We start from the raw sequence: 21,531 nt of genomic DNA, 5'->3' as shown, positions 1-21,531 counted from the left end.
TCACAATTTTTTCCACACCATAAATATAAAGCCAACATTACACATAGCAGTTGATATGCCACCACTTGGTCAAGTCCTTTAAAATCAGCTACAAAGACTACTGTGTAACGAAAGCACAATTCCCATTTTTCATATTTGAGGAGGTGGAAACTAATGTTATTTACGGTCTTGTTCACTTTTGCATTGATTTTATTCGTCATACTAATACATCTTTTAAATGATTTAAAAAGGTTCATCAAAAAAGATGAAGTTTACTTTTTTGGCTTATTTATAAAGAAACAGGCCAAGCGAAAAACTCAGTGGAAAATTAAGTTTACTGCTTTAAGCGAGTTTGCAAATAGTTCACGACGCAATAAGATCTTGTGTTGGTTGGAGCTTTCAATCTTTGGTATAGGATATTTTGGTGGCATTCTTCTGTTTGTGATAAGTTTTATTTTTTTGTTAGGACCAATCTGGTGGATGTTTTGTTTACTGACTTTTACACTTCCTGGTCCCATTCTTTTAATACTTACGAAACAACTATATGATTTCTGGAAATCTCAACCTATTTGGCAAGAACGTCCAATAAATGAGCAACCTTTTTTATTACCAAATGTAAAAGATCATAAGCGTCTTAGAAATCTATGGTTACAAATTATGATCCTTCTATATTTGATACTTTTTTTAGGAATTTACTACAATTTTTCTGTGATATAATGATTCACTTTAGTTAATATGATCACTGATACTTCATCTAAATAATATTTTTTAAAAAACCGACCAACACCAAGTATCGTGCAAAGGTGTTGGTCGGTTTTTAATAAGCTATCACGGCTTTAACAGCTAATTAGGTTAGGACATTACTCATCCTCGATTGAGATGATATCTGCCTCCTGATGACTTTTATTTTTTTCATTGCCGAACTTATAAGCTAGTCCAACGCTATCCACAACTTCTTGCATATATTGTTTACCGGACTTTTTATCAGTAATCAGAAGTTTCCAGGTAGTACGTAATTCACCACCTTCGATATATTTATGCAAATAATCTTCAGTTATTCGCTTACCTTTGTGACCAGTAGCGATTCGGACAGAATTATTATTTCGGTTTATACCGTTTACGTGAAACCGCGATGTGAAATCTTTTTTTGAATCTATATCAACGCCGCCACGTTTTAACTGAGTATAGTCTTTGGAGTAGCTGTCTTGCCGTAGCCCGTTGAACCCGGCATAATCTGAAACGGCAGAAACATCGGATCTTACTGAATTGACTTGATAATCGAAATCATCCATTCTAGTACCAGCTTTGATTGTCAGAGTTACCGTGGATGGTGCGGTGAACATCCAATCATTGGCATATTGTTTTTCTATTCCGTATTCTGTGAATATTGTGATTTCTCTGCCGTCGTAGGGGAAATAATGACGTGCCTTTAGTGTCTTGAATCGATGTTTCAATTTGGTATCTCTAATTGCCACCGTTGCTTGATCAGCTATTGAAGCAGTCCTATTTTTCTGTGCTTTAAAGAAGATTTTAGGCTTGCAGCTGGTCAAAATTGAAACGGTTGTAAACCCAGATACTACAAAAAGTGCCATAGTTATTCTTTTCATGGATTCTCCCCCTCGTCTAAAGTGTCATCGGAACTGTTTTTTCGGTTCTAATGACACTTTAACAAAGTATTCTTTCAGCCCAGTAAATCTATTGTATTAGTTCTGTAAACATTTATCAGATCATAAAAGAGCAGCGAACCCTTTGACTATCAACGTTGGTAGCAGGATTGCTATTTTTGTATTTCATTTATAGGCCCAGTTTATTCACGAAAAATAGTAGATAATAATCGAACAGCCATGCTTCTCTGACCATAGTCCTATCCACTATTTCAGCAATCAGATCCTCCCATAAAGCCTCATTTTTCCCTACTAATGGCTGGCAGACAGTAAAAAAAGCGCTATTGTTAATGTGAAATATAATAAACATTGAACCTATACATTTCCCAAGCAATTAGAGTGATGTACATTATGTCATACATCTTGAAAACAATACTGCTAACCTGTAAAATATCTTGGTGTAATAGAGTTTTTACGAAATCAATCTGTATACTTAGATAAACAATAATTAGTTATATGAACTAATATTAAGAGCTGAATTTTTTTGAATCCCAGTAAGTAGATTCCAAACACCTATTCATCAAAAGTTGTTACGAGTGTTCATAATGATTGCAAATTCTTTTAGAGAATTTTGCTTACCTGAGGAGATGACAACAAGTGATATTTACATTTTTTGTAATTACATTCTTGGCTTTGTCTTTTTTAGCAATATCTCTATTTTTAAAAATAAAAAGTTTTACCATGAAAGATGAAACGTATTTTTTCGGAATATACATGAAAAAAAGTCTAGATAAAAAGAGTCGAGCAAAAATTCGAACGAAACTAATACAAGATTTCGCTAATAGTTCACACCGTAATAAAGTCCTGTGTTTGATAGAGCTTATTATCATTATAATTTGCAATGGCGGCGGCATAGTATTATTTTTAATCAATTTATTCTTTCATCTTGACCGGGTATGGCTAGTGATTTGTATCGGTGTACTCATTACTTTCTTTCCATTCGCAATACTATTGCAATCTCAATTATATTCCTTTTGGAAATCACAGCCTATTTGGAAAGAGCAACCAGTAGACAAGCAACAATTCCTGTTACCTAATCAAATGGACTATAAGCGAATACAAAGATACTGGCTTCAATTGACTTTTATTCTTTATATTCTTGCTTTTTTAGTCTTTTATTTACTTCTTCGTTGATATAAAAGGTCTTTGCAAGAACTATAGAATTGCCTTGTATACCTAGCAGGCACGAAGGTAACTTATTTTAATACATTCTCAACTTTCCAAATCATTACTGAAATTTATCATATTGTTATATATTAAAACATCAAGAATCTTTAAGATAAGCTTTGAAATATTTTTTCTGCTTCCTCTACAAGGCCAGCCAACGCAGCAGCCCCAAGAGCATAAAATTCACCAACTAAGATAATGATTGCCAAAGCAAAACACATTCCAATTGTAAATTCCCATGACAAAGTAAGTACTGGTTCCGGTTTGGGCTTAGGCTTTGGAAAGTTATCCTTGGGTTCACTTCTAAAAACAGATTCAATTTCAATGGTAAGAGTCTCATCCAAATCTCCAATATCAATTTTGTAAACGTAAAACTTCATTGTAAAGCCTACGCCACCATCTTTATAACCATTAAAGTCAATTTCAACATTTCCGCGTTTGATTTTTTCAGTAATTCCCCACTGATCCAACCCTGATAAAGTCAAATGACCAATGTTTTCTGGAAACCCACCTTGTACATTTAACAGCTCTGTGAAGTCGGCCTCTGGAACTTTCCCATTTGAAATAGTAAGAACTGAATTACTATTCTTATTAGCAAGTTCATGTGTAGCTTTATAGATCATTTTTACGCGTCCAAGGTCCTGAACGTATCTGCCGTCCATCGTCAGGTTAGTATTATTAAAAATGTATTCCAAGGCATCATTTGCATCAACTTGTGCTGTTTTGACAAATTCGCCTTTACCAACTCCCGTGTCACGACCAGAAGAGGCGACTTGGTCAATTCCCACACCTGACCCAGTAGTATATTCAATGAACTGGTCAAAGCACCAGTGCTTTGGCATTGGAAATCCTAGATTCCCGCTCCACCCATACGACATACTGGCAACGTAGAAATAATCAATACCCATTCCCTCTGCTGCATGGCGACACATATTACGAGTACCATATAACCCCGTTTTATATCCTAAATCATCTAAAGCGGCCCGTACTGCTTGTAAATAGGCAATAACGGTTCCTTCAATATCTCCATCCTGAAGATCTAGGTCCGCAGCGAAATAGATTGGTGTGCCCGTTGGGAAACCAAGACGTCGAGCTGCATTTGCCGCATAGTACGCATCTTTTCTCCCATTTTCTTCGGTAAAATACGATTCCTCAGAACCACCATCCTCATAAATTGGAACGATAGAAAAGCCTGCATCCGTTAGTTTTTCAATCTCGTCATCTGTCAAAAATTTGTTGTTATGTTTACTTGGATCACCCACCGTGCCTGTCAGATAACGTCCAACAATCGAAAATCCCGAATTATATAGTCACTTAATCATTGCTGAATCAGTCAACTGAGTAGCAGTATCAAACGCGATAGAATCGCGAGTCGTATCACCATTACTCGTTAGTAATCCTTTAATGACACGCAGGTCAACAGTGCTTGGATAATCATTGCTACCAAGGCTACCCGCTGGTAAAACCATAAACTTACGAAGCTTTTCAATCTCACTTGCAACGGCCGCGGAAAAGTCACCATCTTGGTAAAATACCGGCATCCTTGACCATCAATGCTATATAAAAACTAAAATTAATCAACGATGTCCATGTAACAAAAAAAAGGCAATCAAAACGGGATTCCGCTTTTACAAGCGACGTGTTAATTGGGCACAGTAACAGCAAATAAAAAAGACGCCTTAACAGACGTCTTTTTATTCGGCCGTTGTCACTTCAGCCAATTTTTGATCTAAATATTTTTTTAACGCTGCTTGTGGATGGAAACCGACGACCTTTTCAGCCGGCTTACCATTCTTAAAAACAACGAGGGCCGGAATACTCATGATTTCAAACTTTTCCGCAATTTCCTGGTACTGGTCAACGTCCAGGGAGGCGAATTTAATTTTTCCGTCATAGTCTTCATCTAGCGCTTCTAAGGCTGGCGTCTGCATCTTGCAAGGGCCACACCAATCCGCCCAGAAATCAACCACCGTTAACGCCGTCCCGTCGGCCACCGTTTCAAAGGTGGTCGCGTCTACTGGTTCAATCATATTTAAAGATCCTCACTTCAATTAATTTTACGTCTTATCATAGCATGTTTTGACCACTCATCACGTTCTAAAAGCCTGAACCCCGGTCACTAATAAAGCGCATAACGGTGTTCGTTCATTCAAAAATTCGATATAATAGCGTTATAGAAACGATATATCTTAAGGAAGTGCTTATTTTGTCTGAACAAACAATTAATTCCGAACAAGAAACGAAACTAGTGGCCTCGGTTGCTGCTAAACAACTTGGCATCAAGGCAGTCACCTTGCGCAAATACAGTACGTTAGTCGAAAAACAGCTCAATGATGAGACCCGTTTCAGAACAACTGATAGCAGTCACCGCCTGTACAACCAGGCAGACCTCGCAACCTTTAAGGCAGCTATTGAACTCACTGAACAAGGTGCAACGCTAGCCAACGCTTTAGACCAAACCTTCAACGAACACGGAACGCAACCAGTCAGCGAAGCTACCATAGAAGAAACGGTGACCCCTGCCGCAAAACCCACTAAGCCTGAACAACCCGCAGCGACCCAACCAAGTGGTCCAAGTAACGCCGAACTGGCCAAGCAACAAGAAATTATCATTCGCCGATTAGATTCCCTCAACTACCGGCTCAACCTCGTGTTGGACCGCCTAGACGATCAGGCGGCCAAGCAACGGGCCGCTAAACCGTGGTGGCAATTCTGGAACTAATTATTCCTTAATTATCCGACTCTGCTCAAAACGGACTTACTATTGTTATTACTATCGGATAATCGGAGGTTGTCACTGATGATATCGGTCGTGAAGGTGGCCTTAACCGGTGATTTTCCGGTCTTAGGCCACGGACGGTCCGGGACAATTGCGTCTTTTGCAAGTGTTCCGGGCGAGGGCCTAGACCGCTTTCCAGGCTAGGCCCGGTCCCACGACCGCATGTCATCAGTGGCAACCGGACTATTAATTTGTATTAATCCAGATATTAATATAACCGTAATTAATCCCAAATTTCATTTTCAACTTTTAGACAAAAAAATAAAGTACCGGATCACTATGGCGGTTTGTGATCCCGGTACTTTATTTTTTTACGCTACTTAGTTGCAGCTAAATGCTTTTCGTAAGAAGCTTTAATTTCATTAATTAAGTCGTCATCCTTTAAACCAGTCGTTTCGCGGATAACTTGTTCGATTGGTTCGTCTTTCAACATTTCTTGTAACTTAACGCTTTCACTATCGTTAGGGTAGTTGAAGAAGAACATTTCACCAACCGTATCAATGAGGGCACTGTAGTCGCGACCACGGTCCTTCAATTCGCGAATTGGGCGGATGAAGCGTTCGTCATAACCAAGTTTCCGAATTGGGGTCCGGCCAACCCGTTCGATATCATCTGAGATATATGGGTTTTCAAACCGGCTCAAAATCTTCTTTTGGTAAGCGTGGTGAACTTCAGGATCGAAGCCCCACTTTTGAATCAACAAGTCCCCAGTTTCGCCTAAGACGCGCTTAGCTTGGTCAACCACGCTGTCGTCTTTAACGGCTTCACCAATGGTCTTGTAGCCCTTGATGTTACCAGTGTAAGCAACGGTGGCGTGACCAGTGTTAACGGAGAATAACTTACGTTCGATATATGGTTCCAAATCGTCCGCATAGTCGACACCTTTCAATTGAATCTTAGGGTTCTTCATTTGTGACTTGTCGATAACCCATTCTTTGAATGGTTCAACGGAAACAAACAATGGATCGTCATGCTTTTGAAGTGGCACGATCCGGTCAACAGCGGCGTTTGGGAACCCGGCGTTTTCGTCGGCCCAAGCTTGTTCGCTATCGTCTAAGGATTCGTAAACTGACTTCTTCAATGATTGGCTCCCACCAATCATGTTTTCACACGCAATAATGTCAATTGGAGTCGTATTGTTGTTAGCATGCCGTAACTTTAACCCGTCGGCAATGAGTGGCGCGATGAACTTCAAGATCTTTGGCCCAATCGCGGTCGTAACCATGTCAGCTTGGGCAATTTCTTCAGCAACTGCCTTAGGATCTTTGCCGTTGTTAATCCCCTTTACATCGTGAACTTCAATATGCTTTTGACCTTCTGCAGCCAATTCAATGGTGTAACCATTGCGTTTATTTAATTCATCGATCAAAGTTTCGTTAACGTCAACGAAAGTGATCTTAAAGCCGTTGTCAGCCAAGGTTTCGCCAATGAAGCCCCGACCAATATTACCTGCGCCAAAATGTACGTCTAACATTCTAATCAACTTCCTTTAATAGATTTATGATTTCATCTTCAGATTGAGCGTCCGCTAATTTCGCCACGTTGGCGACATCGCTGCAGTATATGGCAATCTGAGATAAGAGGTTCAAGTGTTCACCGTTCAACCCGGCAATTCCGAAGATAACTGTGACGGTCTTGTCATCATCGTTATTGCCTGGGTCTCCCCAGCTAACACCCATTGGTACTTGGACCACTGAAATACCGGTCTTTTTAATGTGTTTCATGCCATCTTCAGTACCATGGGGGATGGCAATGAAATTACCCATATAAACAGAAACATCCTTGTTACGCGCTTGCATCGCGTCAATATATTCAGGCTCGACACAGCCGCCATCGACCAAAAGTTGACCGGCTAAGCGGATGCCTTCTTCTTGCGTTGCTACTTGTTGGTTCAACGCAATCATTTTTTTATCTAAAGCTTCCATTCTATTCACCTACTCTATTTCGTTAGTTCGTTCAAAAAGGCTTTGCTAATTAACTGATATAGTTGTTGGCGATCACCGGTCATAAAAGTCTGGGTGTTATCCAAACTCTCAATGACTAACGCACTCAACTTACCCATCAAACGATTTTCAAAGTCGCTGATGTTTTCGGGACCGAGCATCAACACAATTCGTTGAAGCCGAATCTCGCTTTGATCCATACTCTTAAAGGTGATTGGCTGATCCAGTTCAAAGATGGCACAATACGGAGCGGTCACCTGTTGACTTAACGTGTGCACTAGCGCCAGGTTGGTGTTAGGGATACCAACCGGTGCTCTACTCAAACGATGTAACAACCGCCCCGCAACTTCTAGGGGGTCGTGTATCAAATTCGAATCGATATGCTTGGTGATCTTAACTAAGGTCTCCGCAATGGTTTCACGATCGTTTCTAATGGGGGTGATCGTAAACCGATTCAGAATTTGTTTAGCGATTGTCATTCGTTGATACACGGTATCAAAGTCCAGATTCGTCGTCGTCTCATCAACGGCCGGTGCTTCAACCGCCAGCGTACTTGGATAATACTGGTGGATGTATTCACGTAGCGAACTGACTTCATTTTCAAGTAACAACGGGCTGACCACCCGGTAGTTCAACTTGAACCCGGGCAGCGTCGTCGTCGAGAGAATCATGTCAAATCCTTGTAAGTTGATTTGACCAAGGTTCCCAATTCGAGCGACTTCAATGGTGGTAATCTCTGGGACTAAGCGTGCCAAACGGGTCTTTAAGATCCGGGCGGTCGTCATCCCATTCGGACAGAGTACCAACACCTTTAAGGCTTGGTGACTTAATTGTTGTTCATACGTACTGGCGAAGTGAATCAACAAGTACGTTAATTCATCCGCTTTAAAATCTTGATCCGGGAACGTGCTGGCAAAACTCCGCACGACCGCCGAATATAGCTTCGGGTACTGTTCGCGAACTTCTTGCAGTTCTGGACTTGGTGGCACCGGACCATTAACACCGTTACGTTGCAACGCAATTTGCATGTGCGCCGTCAGGTTATTCAGTAACCGATCATCGGTCCCAAACGACCAATTAAAGTGATGGGCAACCGCGTCGATTAACTTCTTTACCCGATAAGTGAGTTGCAAATCGTAGTTCGATAACGAAGCGTCTTGGTCAATACGGAACGTTAATCCCTTAATCTGCTGGGCTAGAAAATCAATTTCCGCACCCGTGATAACGGCTTTAACGTCCGCTGGCAACTGAGTCATGATGGCAAGCGCAATGCGCTGATATTTGAGAAAGTCATCGCGATTGATGCCCCGTAAATACGTGACGCGCTTATGACTCTTCAACCGCATGACCCCGGTCGTCAAGGTAATGATCAGTTGTTGCAACTGACCATCCGGTACCGACGCAAAGTACTTCTTTTTTAAATCCCGAACGGCATGGTAACAAATCAATAACGTGCCGGCATCTAATAAGTTCAAGAAGTACGATTGTTCATCGCTGGCCGATACAGCCAAGCCCTGATTGAGTTTGCCGATTGTCTTGAAAAACTCGTAATCATTAATTTCATTATTCAAGATCGTGGCAAACAGATTCCGAATATTACCTTCCGTGCCCGCAACTTGAATGCCGCGGGACTTTAACCGCTCAATTGATAAATCATAATCGTCAAACGGTGTGCCTAGCGTGGTCAAATCGTTAGAAATGGTCGCCACGCTGACATCAAAATCAATCGCCAATTCTTTTAATTTCATTGACCGGTCTGACATGAGAATCCGACAAGCTAACGCATTTTGACGCGTCTGCGAATCAAATGCTGGTGCAATTTCGTGTCCCGCCGTTAGCTGACTTTTAAACTCAGCTAAGGCCGCTTCTGCCCCGGTTAGTTGAAACCGGTGCGTCACGTTAACTACCTTCAAGCCGGCATTTTCTAAGACCAGCTCTAAGTTACTAAACTCGCGGTAAATTGTCCGCCGGCTACTGTTGAGACCGGTTTCAATCTGGCCCATTGAAAGGCCACTGGGATTTGCTAACAACAATTGTAATAATTCGTCTTGACGCTGCGTGAACTTAACCATGGAGCCACCTCATACAATAACAGTATTTATATCGATTTATTTCAATCCTGATACTATTTTATCATATTTAGGTGAGCTCAAAAGATCATCAGTGACTAGTATTTGAACTTGCGTGTAACGAGTCCGTAAGTTCTTAGCAGCTTCTGGGCTAGAAACAACTAACAGACTGTTGGCATCGGCTAATTCATCAATACCTAAGTTCTTAACATTAACTTGTTTATTGGCTTTCTTAATGCGATCCTTCATCAATGATGTTGCCATCGTTGCCGTACCAAGATGACCATCGTGGTGAACAAAGACAATTTCATCAACAACTGATAAATTCAAACCAGCTGGTAAATCGCTTGCGTCATCACTCGGCGCTGCGGGCGCTTCAGAAGCTGGTGCTGGTTCAGCACTGACTTGATCACGCGCTTTTAAGTTCACAACAATTTGGTCGTACTTTGGACTGCTTAAGAAATTATCAACGGATAACCGGAGGGCGTGTGGTGCTTTTTGAGTAGCCCGGTCAGCTAATTCGTTTTGTGTAATGACTAATAAGCCTGGTTCATCTTTCAAATTACTGATAGCCGTGTTGGTAACGGACATGTTGATGCCGGCCTTCTTGACCTTGTCACGGAGTAAGGAAGCACCCATTGCGGATGAACCCATCCCAGCATCACAGGCGAAGATGATGTGATCAACGTCTTTATAAGAAGCAATCACGTCAGCTGGTTCAGCATTGCTGCCTTCAGCAGTTTCGGCATTACCATTCTTCATTGCGCTCATTTGACCTTGGGCAGTAGCTAAGTCAGCGGTTGCGCCGGACTTGTCACGCTTCAAGATGATTGCGGCAACGATGAAGGAAGCTAAGGTTGCTAAGGTAACCCCTACAAGTAACCCGATATAGTTTGGTAAACTCTTTGGTGACATTAATAATAATGAAATAATCGAACCAGGTGATGGGGTTGAACGCAAACCAACGTTTAAAATACTGAAGGTTGCAGTCCCAGTAACACCACCGGCGATAACGGCCAAGAACAATGCTGGCTTCATTAATACATATGGGAAGTAAATTTCATGAATCCCACCGAAGAAGTGAATGATGATTGCACTTGGTGCGGAAGCCTTGGCAGTACCCTTACCGAATAAGGCGAAGGCTAACAGAATTCCAAGACCTGGACCTGGATCTGGTTCAAGTAAGAACAGGATTGACTTACCGGCACTGGCTGCAGCTTGAATCCCAAGCGGCGTCAAGATACCTTGGTTAATCGCGTTGTTCAAGAACAAAATCTTAGCTGGTTCAATGAAGACGTTTGCTAATGGTAATAACTTCATCTTAATGATCCAGTTAACACCGGCGGCCATTAAGGCGCTTGCGCCGGTAACCACTGGACCGATGGCAAAGTAACCAACGATTGCTAACAACATCCCAATAATCCCAGCTGAGAAGTTGTTGACTAACATTTCGAAACCACTCTTGATCTTATCGGAAACGGCGTCATCCCATTTCTTGATGACCCAGCCACCTAAAGGACCCATAATCATGGCACCGATAAACATTGGAATGCTTGAACCAACGATGACACCCATCGTTGCGATGGCCCCAACGACCCCGCCACGATGCCCGGCAATCATACTCCCACCGGTAAAGGCAATTAATAATGGCAATAAATAATGAACCATTGGCTGAATCATCTTTGCTAATCCAGCGTTTGGCCACCAACCACCGGCCATAAAGATCGCGGTAATTAGCCCCCAAGCGATGAAGGCCCCGATGTTCGGCATAACCATGTTACTTAAGGCACTCCCAAATTTTTGAACGCGCGCCTTGAGACCCACTTTTTTCTTTGCAGCGGGAGCGGTTGGCGTTGCATTTGTATTTACATTTTCACTCATCTGATAAAGCTCCTTCCTTTTTCTTAACGTCTCTATCATATCGGGACGGGAAAACGGTTTCAAGAAGTTCTAGGCAGACCCTTGGCACACCAAACTGTGCCACAATTAAACTCAACCATTCACAAGTGACAAAGTTGGCACAAAATGTAAGAATGGCCTTTTATAGGTAATGAAAGCCCTTATTATTCATAAATTTCGTTCCTCATGATTACGCTTTCACAAGCGAATTATCACAAAAATCACTGATTTTGCTGTTATTTTTCACTTACTGCGTTAGTCCCGCCACGTCCATCCCTGATGTCACCCCCCCGTTTTGCCGTTGAAATTCATTTTCAGACTCCTATACTGGAATTACCAAGGGGGAATTATCCAATGAAGAAAGATTCTGATTGTACTGAAATATTAGTCGGGAAAGCCGCCAGCATGGACGGTTCAACGATCGTTGCTCGTAATGAAGATGGTTACGGTCCGATCAACCCCATTAAATTCGTGGTTCACGCCGCTAAGGACCAGTCCAACGCGACCTACCATTCCGTAACGACCGGTGTGACGGTGCCACTACCAGACCACGCTTATCGTTACACGGCAACGCCACAAGCAGATCAAAGTGACGGCCAATATGAAGAAGCCGGAATCAACGAACTAAACGTCGGCATGAGTGCCACTGAAACTACGGCAACGAACGTCCGCGTACTCGGCTACGACCCGTTAGTCCACGACGGTGTGGACGAAGAAGCCATGGTCACTTTAGTATTACCCTACATTAAAAGTGCTAAGGAAGGTGTTCAGCGTTTAGGGGCCCTCCTTGAAAAATACGGTACGGGCGAAAGCAACAGTATCGCCTTCAACGACCAGAATGATATCTGGATCCTCGAAACGGCCGGTGGTCACCGTTGGGGCGCCGTGCGCGTTCCCGATGACACTTACGCCATCGTTCCTAACCAAACCGTTGTTCAAGAAATGGACCTGAGTGATACTGATAACTTTCTTGGGGCCAGTGATTTAGCTGAATTCGTCGAAAAGAACCATTTAAACCCTAATCCCGGCCACTTTAACTTCCGCGAAATTTTCGGTACGCAGAGTGAAGCCGACGCCTATTACAACACGCCCCGGACATGGTACGGTCAAAAGTTGTTCAATCCTGAAATTGAACAACAACCAACCGACCAAGACATGCCAATGTTCCGGCAACCTAGCAAAAAGCTTGCGATTGAAGACGTTCAGTTCTTCTTGTCATCCCATTACAACGGCACCCCGTACGATCCATTCGGCACCTTTGCTTCTGGTGATCAACGGGAACAAAAACGTTACCGTTCAATCGCAATGGACCGTAACCAGTGTTCATCGATTTTGCAAATTCGCAACGACGTTCCCGCAGAACAAGCTGCGATTCAATGGGTTGCCATGGGCTTCTTTGCCTACGCACCATACGTTCCATTCTTTACTAATATCAAGGACACACCGCTTGATTACCAAAATACAACGGCTAACGTCGACGTTAACAACGTTTACTGGTTGTCCAAGACCTTGTCAGTGCTCATCGAACCCCACTGGCACGAATTTGCTGAAACCGTCAACGCTTACAAAGACGGTTGCCAATCCTTCGCCCGCGAACAAGTTGCCAAAGCCGACGCCACAATTACTGGCGATGCGACCGACTTTTTGACTAAAGCCAACGCTGCAACAGCCGGCGAAATTTCCAAACGGACTCACACCTTGTTCGACCAACTGGTTAAGCAAGGACTACTCCTTTCCGCAACGACTTGGGAAAAGGGCCAGAACCTGTAGAACACATTTTAAAAATCAAAGAAGCACTGCAGAATTCCTGCAATGCTTCTTTTTTAGTACCATCTAATTGGTGTCTTTACTTTTATAACATGATTGCTGCGCCATTGGGATCTGGTGTCAAAATAAACCAGATCATGCCAATCACAATTAGAGCTAACCCTAAGCTCGCAATGATGATCAATTGAGGCTGATGACGTCGAATACCAAGTCCCCCGATAGCAATCAGTGCCACAATCAATATTAATAGTATGCCTGTTACTCCGATGTTCCCCACCCCGACTTCTTTTGCTACTTTAATTTTAGCGGTTACGCACGGCATTTAGCAAGACAGACGATGGGTATTTATGCGTAAATTAATGATTCGGCGTTGATAATTAGAACTATAATTATAATGATATTAATATTTGGAGGGGATCACATGCATCAATTGGTGAAAGAACTCGCACTAACAACGGCGCTCATGGGAGTCGGCGTTGTTGGTCTTAACCAACAGCCAGTATCGGCACAAGCCGCAGTTAAGACCCATAAAGTGAAAAGTATACCTAAGAAGTTTCGGGGAACTTGGTATCAGACCGTCAAGGGGAAGACGTATAAACTCAAAGTGTCAGCTAAACGCTTTGGTATTTCCAAGTACCGACATGCTCAAGTTCCAGACGGTGATGTTGCCGGAAGTGAGCGGTACTTTACACCACTCAAAGTCACTCACGCTAAACCAAATACCCTTTACCTAATAAACTTTTCAGGTGCCCAAGCCCTTCGCCAAACGACAATTAAACATCATAAAGTTTTAATTGAGTATGACCAGCAAGAACATGGTTATCAGCTGAATACATGGACAAGGGCTAAGAAGAGTTCCGCTCAAAAGTCATGGGCTACTGCTAGCCCTGGTGGATTAATGTACAGCGTAAAAGTTATGAAGAAAAACCGAAATTCATACGCCAAGGTCAACCCCTACATTAAGAAATACTTTGGCAAAGCCGTCAAAAAGAAAGTTCTGCGTGGATCCGGAAAAATGAAGCACGTTAAAATTACGTATTACAATATCATTAAATACGATTCTTATATCAGATAACTAAGCTAGATCACCTTCCCAAGTAATTAATTTTTAATTCGACATTTAGCGCTATAATTATAAAGTTATTTATAATTGGAGGGGATCACATGCACAAACTTGTTAAAGAACTCGCTCTTACAACTGCACTCATGGGAGTTGGCGTTATTAGCCTTAGTCAACAGCCAATCTCAGCACAAGCCGCAGTTAAGACTCACAAGCTGAAAAGTATACCAAAAAGGTTTCGGGGAACTTGGTATCAAACTTCTAAGGGAAAAACGTACAAGCTCAAAGTGTCAGCTAAGCGCTTTGGTATTTCTAAATACCGACATACTCGCGATAAAAATAGTGCGGCTTATAGCAGTGAACAATACTTCACGCCTTATAAAGTTACTGGCGCTAAGTCTAATACCTTATACTTAGTCAACGGCGTTGGTGGTAAAACGGTGCGGCAAACTACGATTAAGCACCATAAGGCTTTAATTTATTACAATGAACAGGAACACGGCAACTCCGTATATACTTTGACTAAATCCAAAAAGAGTTCCGTTCAAAAGTCTTGGGGCGCTGGGAACCCATACGGAATGAGCGTTACTAGCGTTAAAACCGCTAAACAGAACCGTCGCGATTTTGCTAAGATCAATCCGTATATCAAAAAATACTTTGGCAAAGTCGTTAAGAAAAAGTCCATGCATGGGAACGGTCCATATAAACACATCAATGTAACTTATTACACTTTCATCAAAGACCCGATGAAATTAAAATAAACAAATTGTCCAGGAAACTTGTAAAAGTTTTCTGGCATTTTTTTGCAGTTACGGGGTAGTATTCTGTTCTGAGCTTACCTATAACTGATTCATCAACTATCAAGCCACCATCCAATGACGTTAACTCATTAGAAGTTAATGATGTAAACATAACTTTTAGAGTTATAATTATAATGTTATTTATATTGGAGGGGATCACATGCACAAACTTGTTAAAGAACTCGCTCTTACGACTGCGCTCATGGGAGTTGGCGTTATTGGCCTTAGCCAACAGCCAATCTCAGCACAAGCCGCAGTTAAAACTCACAAGCTGAAAAGTATACCAAAGAAATTTCGGGGCACTTGGTATCAAACCATCAAGGGGAAGACATCTAAGATTAAGGTATCTGCCAAAAAATTTGGTACCTCTAAGTATCGACATACGCGCAATAAAAACAGTTACACTTATAGCAGTGAACAATATTTCACTCCTTATAAAGTCACCGGTGCTAAGTCTAATACCTTATACTTAGTCAATGGCAGCGGTGGCCAAACCGTTCGCCAAACTACGGTTAAACATCACAAAGTTCTGATTAGTTTTAATGAACAAGCACACAGTGATCGTTTAAATACATGGACAAAATCCAAAAAATCTTCTGTCCAAAAATCTTGGCAATCTTCTAGCCCATTTGGCCTTAACCTAGCTACTGTCAAGCCTGCTAAACAAGGTAAGAAAGAGTTTGCTAAGGTTAATCCTTATATTAAGAAATATCTTGGCAAAGCCACTAAGAAAAAGACAATGCACGGCTGGGGTAAAGCGAAACATATTAAGGTTACCTATTACACTGCTGCAAAAAATCTTAATGCCCTAAAATAAACGACAAAATGGTCCAGCAACTTTTACGAGTTGCCGGACTTTTTTATTAACTGCTAAAATTTAATACTTTTGCTTAGCTTGCTCGGAACTGTTTCATCAGTCATTCGAATTTTTCAAGACAAACGATTAACCAGTCATTAGAAGTTAATGATTCCAAGATAACTATTAGCGTTATACTTATAAAGTTATTTATAACTGGAGGGGATCACATGCACAAACTTGTTAAAGAACTCGCGCTTACGACTGCGCTCATGGGGATTGGCGTTATTGGCCTTAACCAGCAACCGGTATCGGCACAAGCTGCAATTAAGACTCACAAACTAAAGAGTATGCCGAAGAAATTTCGGGGAACTTGGTATCAAAAAGCCAAGGGAAAAACGTACAAAATTAAGGTATCCGCTAAACGCTTTGGTAACTCTAAATACCGGCACACGCGCGATGAAAACAGTTATACTGCTATCAGTGAAAAATACTTCACGCCTTATAAAGTTACTGGTGCCAAGTCTAACACCCTTTACTTTGCCCATGGCAGCGGTGGTGAGACAGTCCGTCAAACGACGATTAAACATCATAAGGTCCTAATTGCTTACAATGAAGAAGAACATTACTATTCCTTCAATATTTGGTCCAAATCCAAGAAAGGAATTGGCCAAAAGTCTTGGTGGATTTCTAACCCATTCGGGATGGATGTTACTAGCATAAAAGCTGCTAAAAAGAACCGCCGCGATTATGCTAAAATCAATTCGTATATTAAGAAGTACCTCGGCAAGGCCGTCAAAAAGACGTCCTTACATGGGCCAGGTAAACTCAAGCACATCAAAGTGACTTACTACACTGCTCTAAAGCCGATCGTCAACTTGAAGTAAAAAAATCGTCCAGCAACTTTTCTAAGTTACCGGACGATTTTCTATTCTGCTAAAGTTTAGTATTTTTTGCTTAACTTACTTGCAGCCGCTTCATCAATCACAACGGTTACGTTCGGATGGTTTTGCAAGATACTTGCTGGTAAGTCAACGGTGTCAGGACCTTCGATCATGCCTTTAACGGCATCGGCCTTGTTTTCACCAAAGGCTTCAAGCAATAAGTGCTTGCTCTTCATGATGGAAGCTAAGCCCATTGAGAAGGCTTGCTTAGGAACATCGTTTTCGCTAGCGAAGAAGCGTGAGTTTGCTTCGATCGTTGATTCCGTTAAATCAACCACGTGGGTTGTAACGTCGCGCGAAGTACCTGGTTCGTTAAAGCCAATGTGACCGTTACGGCCAAGGCCTAAAATTTGTAAGTCAATTGGGTGTTCGTCAATAACTTTATCATAACGTTTTACTTCTGCTTCTGGGTCTGAAGCTAAACCATTTGGTAAAAATGATTCCTTGAATGGCTTGTCGTTAAATAAGTTTGTTTGCATGAAGTACTTGTAGCTTTGTTCGTTGTCTGGTGCAATACCAACATATTCGTCCAAGTTAACAGACGTGCAGTTACTGAAATCTAAATCACTCTTGATGATTTCCTTGTAAGTCGTGATAGGAGTTGAACCAGTTGCCAACCCAAATACTTTTGCCCCATTGTCCAGAGCATCCTTAAATACTTTGTATCCTTCTTTGCCGCCGGCAGCTTGATCCTTTACTACGATAACTTTCATAATTAACTGACTCCCTCTTTGTTTGGTATAGTCCAATTGTATATTGGTCTAGACTAAAATTCAAGGGGTTTGCTTCAAATAATTGATTTTTTGTTTGATAACGTTCTCATTATTGTCAGTTTCCGTCCTACATTCATAACAAATAAATTGTATTTTCTAATTATTTTGCCTATACTTAACTTGTTCGTAACTCCGTAGAGCGTGAGAAACTCTACGACTAGCCAAGGCCTGGAAAGCTATTGGCTATTTTTTTGGCCTTTTTTCTATTTCCACTTATTGTTCGGTCACTAAAAAAAGAGGTTGCTTGCAATTTTTCATCTCAAGCGGCCTCTTCTTTCGGCGATTTACTAGAACTTGTAATCTGAAGCAAAAAGGCCACGGATAGACTTCAGCTTAGCTAAACTCATAACTTGTAACTTCTTTACTGAAACCTTCTTAGGTTTTTGCCACATATTATAGTTTTGATACTTGTGACCGTTGATCCGGTACTGATCAGAAGCGTAAATAGTCGGAATCGTATAGCTATTCTTCCCTTTGCGGACTAACTTGATTGTTCCTGAACCCTTCGCAAAGCCATATTTAATTTGAGTTTTACTTAACTTTGGCGTTAACTTTAAAGTCATCGTGCTGCCCTTAACCGTTTGCTTCTTAATCTTATAATTAATGTGCGAAGTTTCAGAGCTAAAGTTACAGATAATCCGTAAATTTTTCTTGCTCGTTTGTAACAAAACCATTCCCCGACGGCTCTTTGTTTCAAGCTTCACCATAACTTTTTTATGACTTTTAAGAATGTTTTTACTGATCTTGTAAGCTTTGGCTTTCTTCTTACTACTCTTTTTTACCGTCTTAGCCTGTGCGGTGACCGGTGCAACGGTACTTGCTAACGGTGCAACCGTCACAGCGGCTAACGTCACGACCCCTAATTTAGTGATCAAATTCATCATACGATCCCCTTTTATAAAAATATTTATTAATCGAATTGATTATTGCGCTAAATCCGGCAAAATACTAGTTCCATTTGTCCCCCATTGAATTTATTTACCATTGCGGTAAACTATTCCCAGAAATTCAAGATAATCGAGGTTTGAGACTATGGAGCCAACTTTTAATAAAATGACGCCCGCAGGCTATCACGCCATTGAACAAGAAATTGAAAGTTTAAAGGGCCAACGCCCCCACCGCATCAAAGTCTTGGCCGCCGCAGCGGCGCTTGGCGACCGTTCAGAAAATGCCGAGTATACGAATGCCAAACGTGATTTAGGACGCTTAGAAAGCCGGTTACGCTTTTTAAACAAGCAGCTCCAATACGCACAGGTCGTTCAGCCGGCAGATAATGACAAACTGGACATTGGCAAGTTTGTGACCATTGAATTCATGGACGATCACGACCAACTTACCTATCAGCTCGTTGGGAAACAAGAAGCTAACTTAGAAGAAAACAAAATCTCCTTCACTTCCCCAATCGGTGCCGCACTCGCAAATCACAGTACGGGTGACGTTGTGACGGTTAGCGCACCGAACGGCAATTACCAAGTTAAAATTATCACCATTAATCGTGGCTAAGCCTTAAAAAAACAGCCACTAAAATAACCCAGCGTTAAAGGTTACAGATTATACTACCGGATTGGCAAGTACGATCTGTGGCCTTTAACGCTGGGTTATCTTTTATACATATTTATTAGGGCTTACACTTAAAACTCTTGGTAAAAGGCCGGATTCTGATTCTTCAACCGACCGTCCGCAGAACTCAGGCCATTGATGGTCGCCATGTCTTCAGCATTGATTTCAAAGTCGAAGATATCGCGATTACCTAATTGCCGCTTAGGCGTAGACGACTTCGGAATTGGTAACGTTCCTAATTGGACTTCCCACCGCAAGATCAATTGACCGACGTTTTTCTGATAACGCGCCGCAATTTCTTTCAAAACTGGATTTTGTAACATTTCACTGGCACGCCCCAGTGGACTCCAGTCCTGCGTCAAAATACCGTGAGCAGCATCGTAGTCGCGTTGAGCCTGCTGATTAAAGTACGGGTGGAGTTCTACTTGGTTGATGACGGGCATCACGCCCGTTTCTTTTTCCAAGCGGTCTAAGTGTTCTGGCAAAAAGTTTGAGACCCCAATTGAACGAACCAACCCCAACTTTTGCGCGTCGATCAACGCCTGCCAAGCTTCAACGTAGTGATCTTCTTTCGGATTTGGCCAGTGGATCAAGTAAAGATCGTAGTAGTCTAATCCAGCCCGATACAGTGATTCCTGAATCGTTTCAATTGCTTGATCATAGGCGTGGTGCCGGCCCGGTAACTTTGAAGAGATAATCAATTCCGAACGTGGCACGGAAGAACGCCGGACCGCCTCACCAACGGCCCCTTCATTTTCGTAATTAAACGCCGTGTCCAACAACCGGTAGCCCCGGTCAATTGCTGAATCAATCACCTGAACACCGTGGGCCCCGTTTAATTTATAAGTTCCAAACCCAACCTTAGGAACGGTCAAACCGTCCCGCAACGTATATGTTTCCAAACTAATGCCACTCCTAACTTATTTCTAATGCTTATCGATCAGCTAACGCATCTTGAATTGCCGTTTCAAAGGCAACTGGCCGCGTTGTGGGGGCGAAGCGATTTAAGACGCGTCCATCCCGCCCAATTAAAAATTTTGTGAAATTCCACTTGATTCGACCGTGGCCAGCCGTCCGTTTTAGATAAGTGAATAACGGATCAGCTTCATCGCCATTGACCAGTACCCGTTTCGTCATCGGGAACGTCACGCCGTAGTGCCGCTGACAATAGTCGTGCGTCTCAGCGTCGTCCGCCTTTTCCTGATGAAATTGGTTCGATGGCAGGCCTAAAATCACTAGTCCCTCACCTTGATAGCGCTGATACAACGTCTCCAAGCCCTTAAATTGTGGTGCCAGGCCACAGTTGCTAGCCGTATTCACAATCAGCAGGACTTTTCCACGGTATTGGGACAACGCCAGGGTCTCACCACTCATTTCAGTTTCCGTAAAATCATAAATCTCCGTCGTCATGGAGCAACCCTCCTAACAAAGTTTACTTTTTTAGCTGCTATTCTTAGTAAACCACATATTCTTGATTTTCTAGTGAAGTTTGCTTTCTAATCGACGGATTTTGATTGCGCTTCCTAAATTTTTCCGTTACACTAATCCTATCATCCACAATAGCAACTGGGGTGCCAACTACGGCTGAGATAATACCCATTGAACCTGAATCTGGACAATGCCAGCGCAGGAAGCAATGCTTTTATTTGGGGAACCATCAATGATGACTTAGCCGTCTACCACCGTTTTGCGTGGTAGGCGTTTTTTGTCGCACGGATGCTGTGGATGAATCAGATACTATGGGAGGTTACACTTGTGAAATGGGTAAAAGATTGGTATTTAAGTGACATTATTTTATTAGCATTAATTGGCGTTTTCTTCGGTATTATTTTCTTAGGGACCAACTATATTTACGATATTTTAACCGCGGTCTTCGCACCGTTAGGCTTGAGCCAAATTCCAAACGAATTGTTGCTCGGGCTCTGGTGCATGCCCGGGATGCTTGCCGGCTACATGCTACGAATCAAAGGAGCTTCAGTCCTCGGCGAGTTTTTGGCATCCGTTGTTGAAATGCTTTTCGGGGGGCAATGGGGCGCCTCAACGATGATCTCAGGTGTCTTACAAGGGGTCGGTTCAGAATTAGGCTTTACGCTGACCCGTTACAAACATTATGACTGGTTAGGTCTAGTTGCGACCGCCGCCACCACGACCATCGTCACTTTTGGTTGGGACTTAGCACGTAGCGGGTACGCCAAGTTACAACTATGGCTACTCCTCCTCTTCTTCGTCGTTCGGTTCTGTTCGATGTTCGTTTTTGGTGGGTTACTGACCCGCGCCATTACGGATTTATTGGACCGTAGCCACGTTCTTAAAAAAACACACACTAACTAA

Annotated in this window: 21 protein-coding genes, 1 pseudogene and 1 riboswitch; of the genes and pseudogenes, 9 read left to right on the top strand and 13 right to left on the bottom strand. The window is 42.3% G+C overall.

Annotated elements, in window-relative coordinates:
- Positions 1 to 153: 153 nt before the first annotated feature.
- A complete protein-coding gene (locus AAA939_RS08820) occupies positions 154 to 696 on the top strand; it encodes a hypothetical protein (RefSeq protein ID WP_338209663.1) in 543 nt (180 codons plus the stop codon).
- Between the two features lie 143 nt (positions 697 to 839).
- Here the strand turns inward: AAA939_RS08820 and AAA939_RS08815 are convergent, their stop codons facing one another.
- The 4 genes and pseudogenes from AAA939_RS08815 to trxA form a co-directional block, all read right to left on the bottom strand.
- A complete protein-coding gene (locus tag AAA939_RS08815; RefSeq protein WP_338209661.1) occupies positions 840 to 1,586 on the bottom strand; it encodes a hypothetical protein in 747 nt (248 codons plus the stop codon).
- A 1,331-nt stretch (positions 1,587 to 2,917) separates the two neighbouring features.
- Positions 2,918 to 4,108, bottom strand: a pseudogene (locus AAA939_RS08810) (glycoside hydrolase domain-containing protein); the annotation flags it as partial.
- A gap of 12 nt (positions 4,109 to 4,120) precedes the next feature.
- On the bottom strand, positions 4,121 to 4,351 hold the full coding sequence (locus AAA939_RS08805; protein WP_338209659.1) for a hypothetical protein: 231 nt from the start codon (positions 4,349 to 4,351) through the stop codon (positions 4,121 to 4,123).
- Positions 4,352 to 4,504: 153 nt separating this feature from the next.
- Positions 4,505 to 4,840 (bottom strand): thioredoxin, encoded by a 336-nt coding sequence (gene trxA, locus AAA939_RS08800; protein ID WP_338209657.1) that lies wholly within the window; start codon positions 4,838 to 4,840, stop codon positions 4,505 to 4,507.
- A 176-nt stretch (positions 4,841 to 5,016) separates the two neighbouring features.
- Between trxA and AAA939_RS08795 the strand changes: the two genes are divergently transcribed.
- On the top strand, positions 5,017 to 5,532 hold the full coding sequence (locus AAA939_RS08795) for a MerR family transcriptional regulator (RefSeq protein ID WP_338209655.1): 516 nt from the start codon (positions 5,017 to 5,019) through the stop codon (positions 5,530 to 5,532).
- Positions 5,533 to 5,905: 373 nt separating this feature from the next.
- Here AAA939_RS08795 and AAA939_RS08790 read toward each other — a convergent pair whose 3' ends face one another.
- The 4 genes from AAA939_RS08790 to AAA939_RS08775 are packed head-to-tail and all read right to left on the bottom strand — an operon-like array spanning position 5,906 to position 11,482.
- On the bottom strand, positions 5,906 to 7,063 hold the full coding sequence (locus AAA939_RS08790; protein ID WP_338209651.1) for a mannitol-1-phosphate 5-dehydrogenase: 1,158 nt from the start codon (positions 7,061 to 7,063) through the stop codon (positions 5,906 to 5,908).
- 1 nt (position 7,064) lies between these two features.
- Positions 7,065 to 7,514 carry a PTS mannitol transporter subunit IIA gene (locus tag AAA939_RS08785; protein ID WP_057706266.1) on the bottom strand — a complete coding sequence of 150 codons (450 nt, stop codon included), beginning with the start codon at positions 7,512 to 7,514 and terminating at the stop codon, positions 7,065 to 7,067.
- A 14-nt stretch (positions 7,515 to 7,528) separates the two neighbouring features.
- Entirely contained in the window at positions 7,529 to 9,604 is a 2,076-nt protein-coding gene (locus tag AAA939_RS08780) for a BglG family transcription antiterminator (RefSeq protein ID WP_338209648.1), read from the bottom strand.
- Positions 9,605 to 9,640: 36 nt separating this feature from the next.
- Positions 9,641 to 11,482 (bottom strand): PTS mannitol transporter subunit IIBC, encoded by a 1,842-nt coding sequence (locus AAA939_RS08775; RefSeq protein ID WP_338209646.1) that lies wholly within the window; start codon positions 11,480 to 11,482, stop codon positions 9,641 to 9,643.
- A gap of 372 nt (positions 11,483 to 11,854) precedes the next feature.
- On the opposite strand from AAA939_RS08775, the gene AAA939_RS08770 reads away from it, so the two are divergent.
- Positions 11,855 to 13,270, top strand: coding sequence for a C69 family dipeptidase (locus AAA939_RS08770; RefSeq protein WP_338209644.1), 1,416 nt, complete (start codon positions 11,855 to 11,857; stop codon positions 13,268 to 13,270).
- Between the two features lie 82 nt (positions 13,271 to 13,352).
- On the opposite strand, the gene AAA939_RS08765 is transcribed toward AAA939_RS08770, so the two are convergent.
- Positions 13,353 to 13,544, bottom strand: a complete 192-nt coding sequence (locus AAA939_RS08765) for a hypothetical protein (RefSeq protein ID WP_338230845.1) — start codon at positions 13,542 to 13,544, stop codon at positions 13,353 to 13,355.
- A gap of 144 nt (positions 13,545 to 13,688) precedes the next feature.
- Here AAA939_RS08765 and AAA939_RS08760 point away from each other — a divergent pair, with 144 nt between their 5' ends.
- From AAA939_RS08760 to AAA939_RS08745, 4 genes are all read left to right on the top strand, one after another.
- Positions 13,689 to 14,342 carry a hypothetical protein gene (locus AAA939_RS08760; protein ID WP_338209641.1) on the top strand — a complete coding sequence of 218 codons (654 nt, stop codon included), beginning with the start codon at positions 13,689 to 13,691 and terminating at the stop codon, positions 14,340 to 14,342.
- An 89-nt stretch (positions 14,343 to 14,431) separates the two neighbouring features.
- Positions 14,432 to 15,088 (top strand): hypothetical protein, encoded by a 657-nt coding sequence (locus tag AAA939_RS08755; protein ID WP_338230844.1) that lies wholly within the window; start codon positions 14,432 to 14,434, stop codon positions 15,086 to 15,088.
- Between the two features lie 199 nt (positions 15,089 to 15,287).
- Complete coding sequence (locus AAA939_RS08750) at positions 15,288 to 15,944, top strand: hypothetical protein (protein ID WP_338209637.1); 657 nt, start codon at positions 15,288 to 15,290, stop codon at positions 15,942 to 15,944.
- 209 nt (positions 15,945 to 16,153) lie between these two features.
- A complete protein-coding gene (locus AAA939_RS08745; protein WP_338209635.1) occupies positions 16,154 to 16,810 on the top strand; it encodes a hypothetical protein in 657 nt (218 codons plus the stop codon).
- Positions 16,811 to 16,866: 56 nt separating this feature from the next.
- Here AAA939_RS08745 and AAA939_RS08740 read toward each other — a convergent pair whose 3' ends face one another.
- Together AAA939_RS08740 and AAA939_RS08735 are read right to left on the bottom strand one after the other, a co-directional pair.
- Positions 16,867 to 17,580, bottom strand: a complete 714-nt coding sequence (locus tag AAA939_RS08740; RefSeq protein WP_338209633.1) for a glucosamine-6-phosphate deaminase — start codon at positions 17,578 to 17,580, stop codon at positions 16,867 to 16,869.
- A gap of 347 nt (positions 17,581 to 17,927) precedes the next feature.
- A complete protein-coding gene (locus AAA939_RS08735) occupies positions 17,928 to 18,524 on the bottom strand; it encodes a hypothetical protein (RefSeq protein ID WP_338209632.1) in 597 nt (198 codons plus the stop codon).
- Positions 18,525 to 18,672: 148 nt separating this feature from the next.
- Between AAA939_RS08735 and greA the strand changes: the two genes are divergently transcribed.
- Entirely contained in the window at positions 18,673 to 19,143 is a 471-nt protein-coding gene (gene greA, locus AAA939_RS08730) for a transcription elongation factor GreA (protein WP_338209631.1), read from the top strand.
- 128 nt (positions 19,144 to 19,271) lie between these two features.
- On the opposite strand, the gene AAA939_RS08725 is transcribed toward greA, so the two are convergent.
- Positions 19,272 to 20,102, bottom strand: coding sequence for an aldo/keto reductase (locus AAA939_RS08725; RefSeq protein WP_338209629.1), 831 nt, complete (start codon positions 20,100 to 20,102; stop codon positions 19,272 to 19,274).
- A gap of 31 nt (positions 20,103 to 20,133) precedes the next feature.
- Complete coding sequence (locus AAA939_RS08720) at positions 20,134 to 20,610, bottom strand: glutathione peroxidase (RefSeq protein ID WP_338209628.1); 477 nt, start codon at positions 20,608 to 20,610, stop codon at positions 20,134 to 20,136.
- A gap of 147 nt (positions 20,611 to 20,757) precedes the next feature.
- Positions 20,758 to 20,852: riboswitch (TPP riboswitch) on the top strand.
- A 103-nt stretch (positions 20,853 to 20,955) separates the two neighbouring features.
- Between AAA939_RS08720 and AAA939_RS08715 the strand changes: the two genes are divergently transcribed.
- Complete coding sequence (locus AAA939_RS08715) at positions 20,956 to 21,531, top strand: ECF transporter S component (RefSeq protein WP_338209626.1); 576 nt, start codon at positions 20,956 to 20,958, stop codon at positions 21,529 to 21,531.

It is taken from the genome of Lactiplantibacillus paraxiangfangensis (assembly GCF_036246185.1).
Taxonomy (GTDB): domain Bacteria; phylum Bacillota; class Bacilli; order Lactobacillales; family Lactobacillaceae; genus Lactiplantibacillus; species Lactiplantibacillus paraxiangfangensis.
This window is presented reverse-complemented; position numbering and strand designations above follow the sequence as displayed.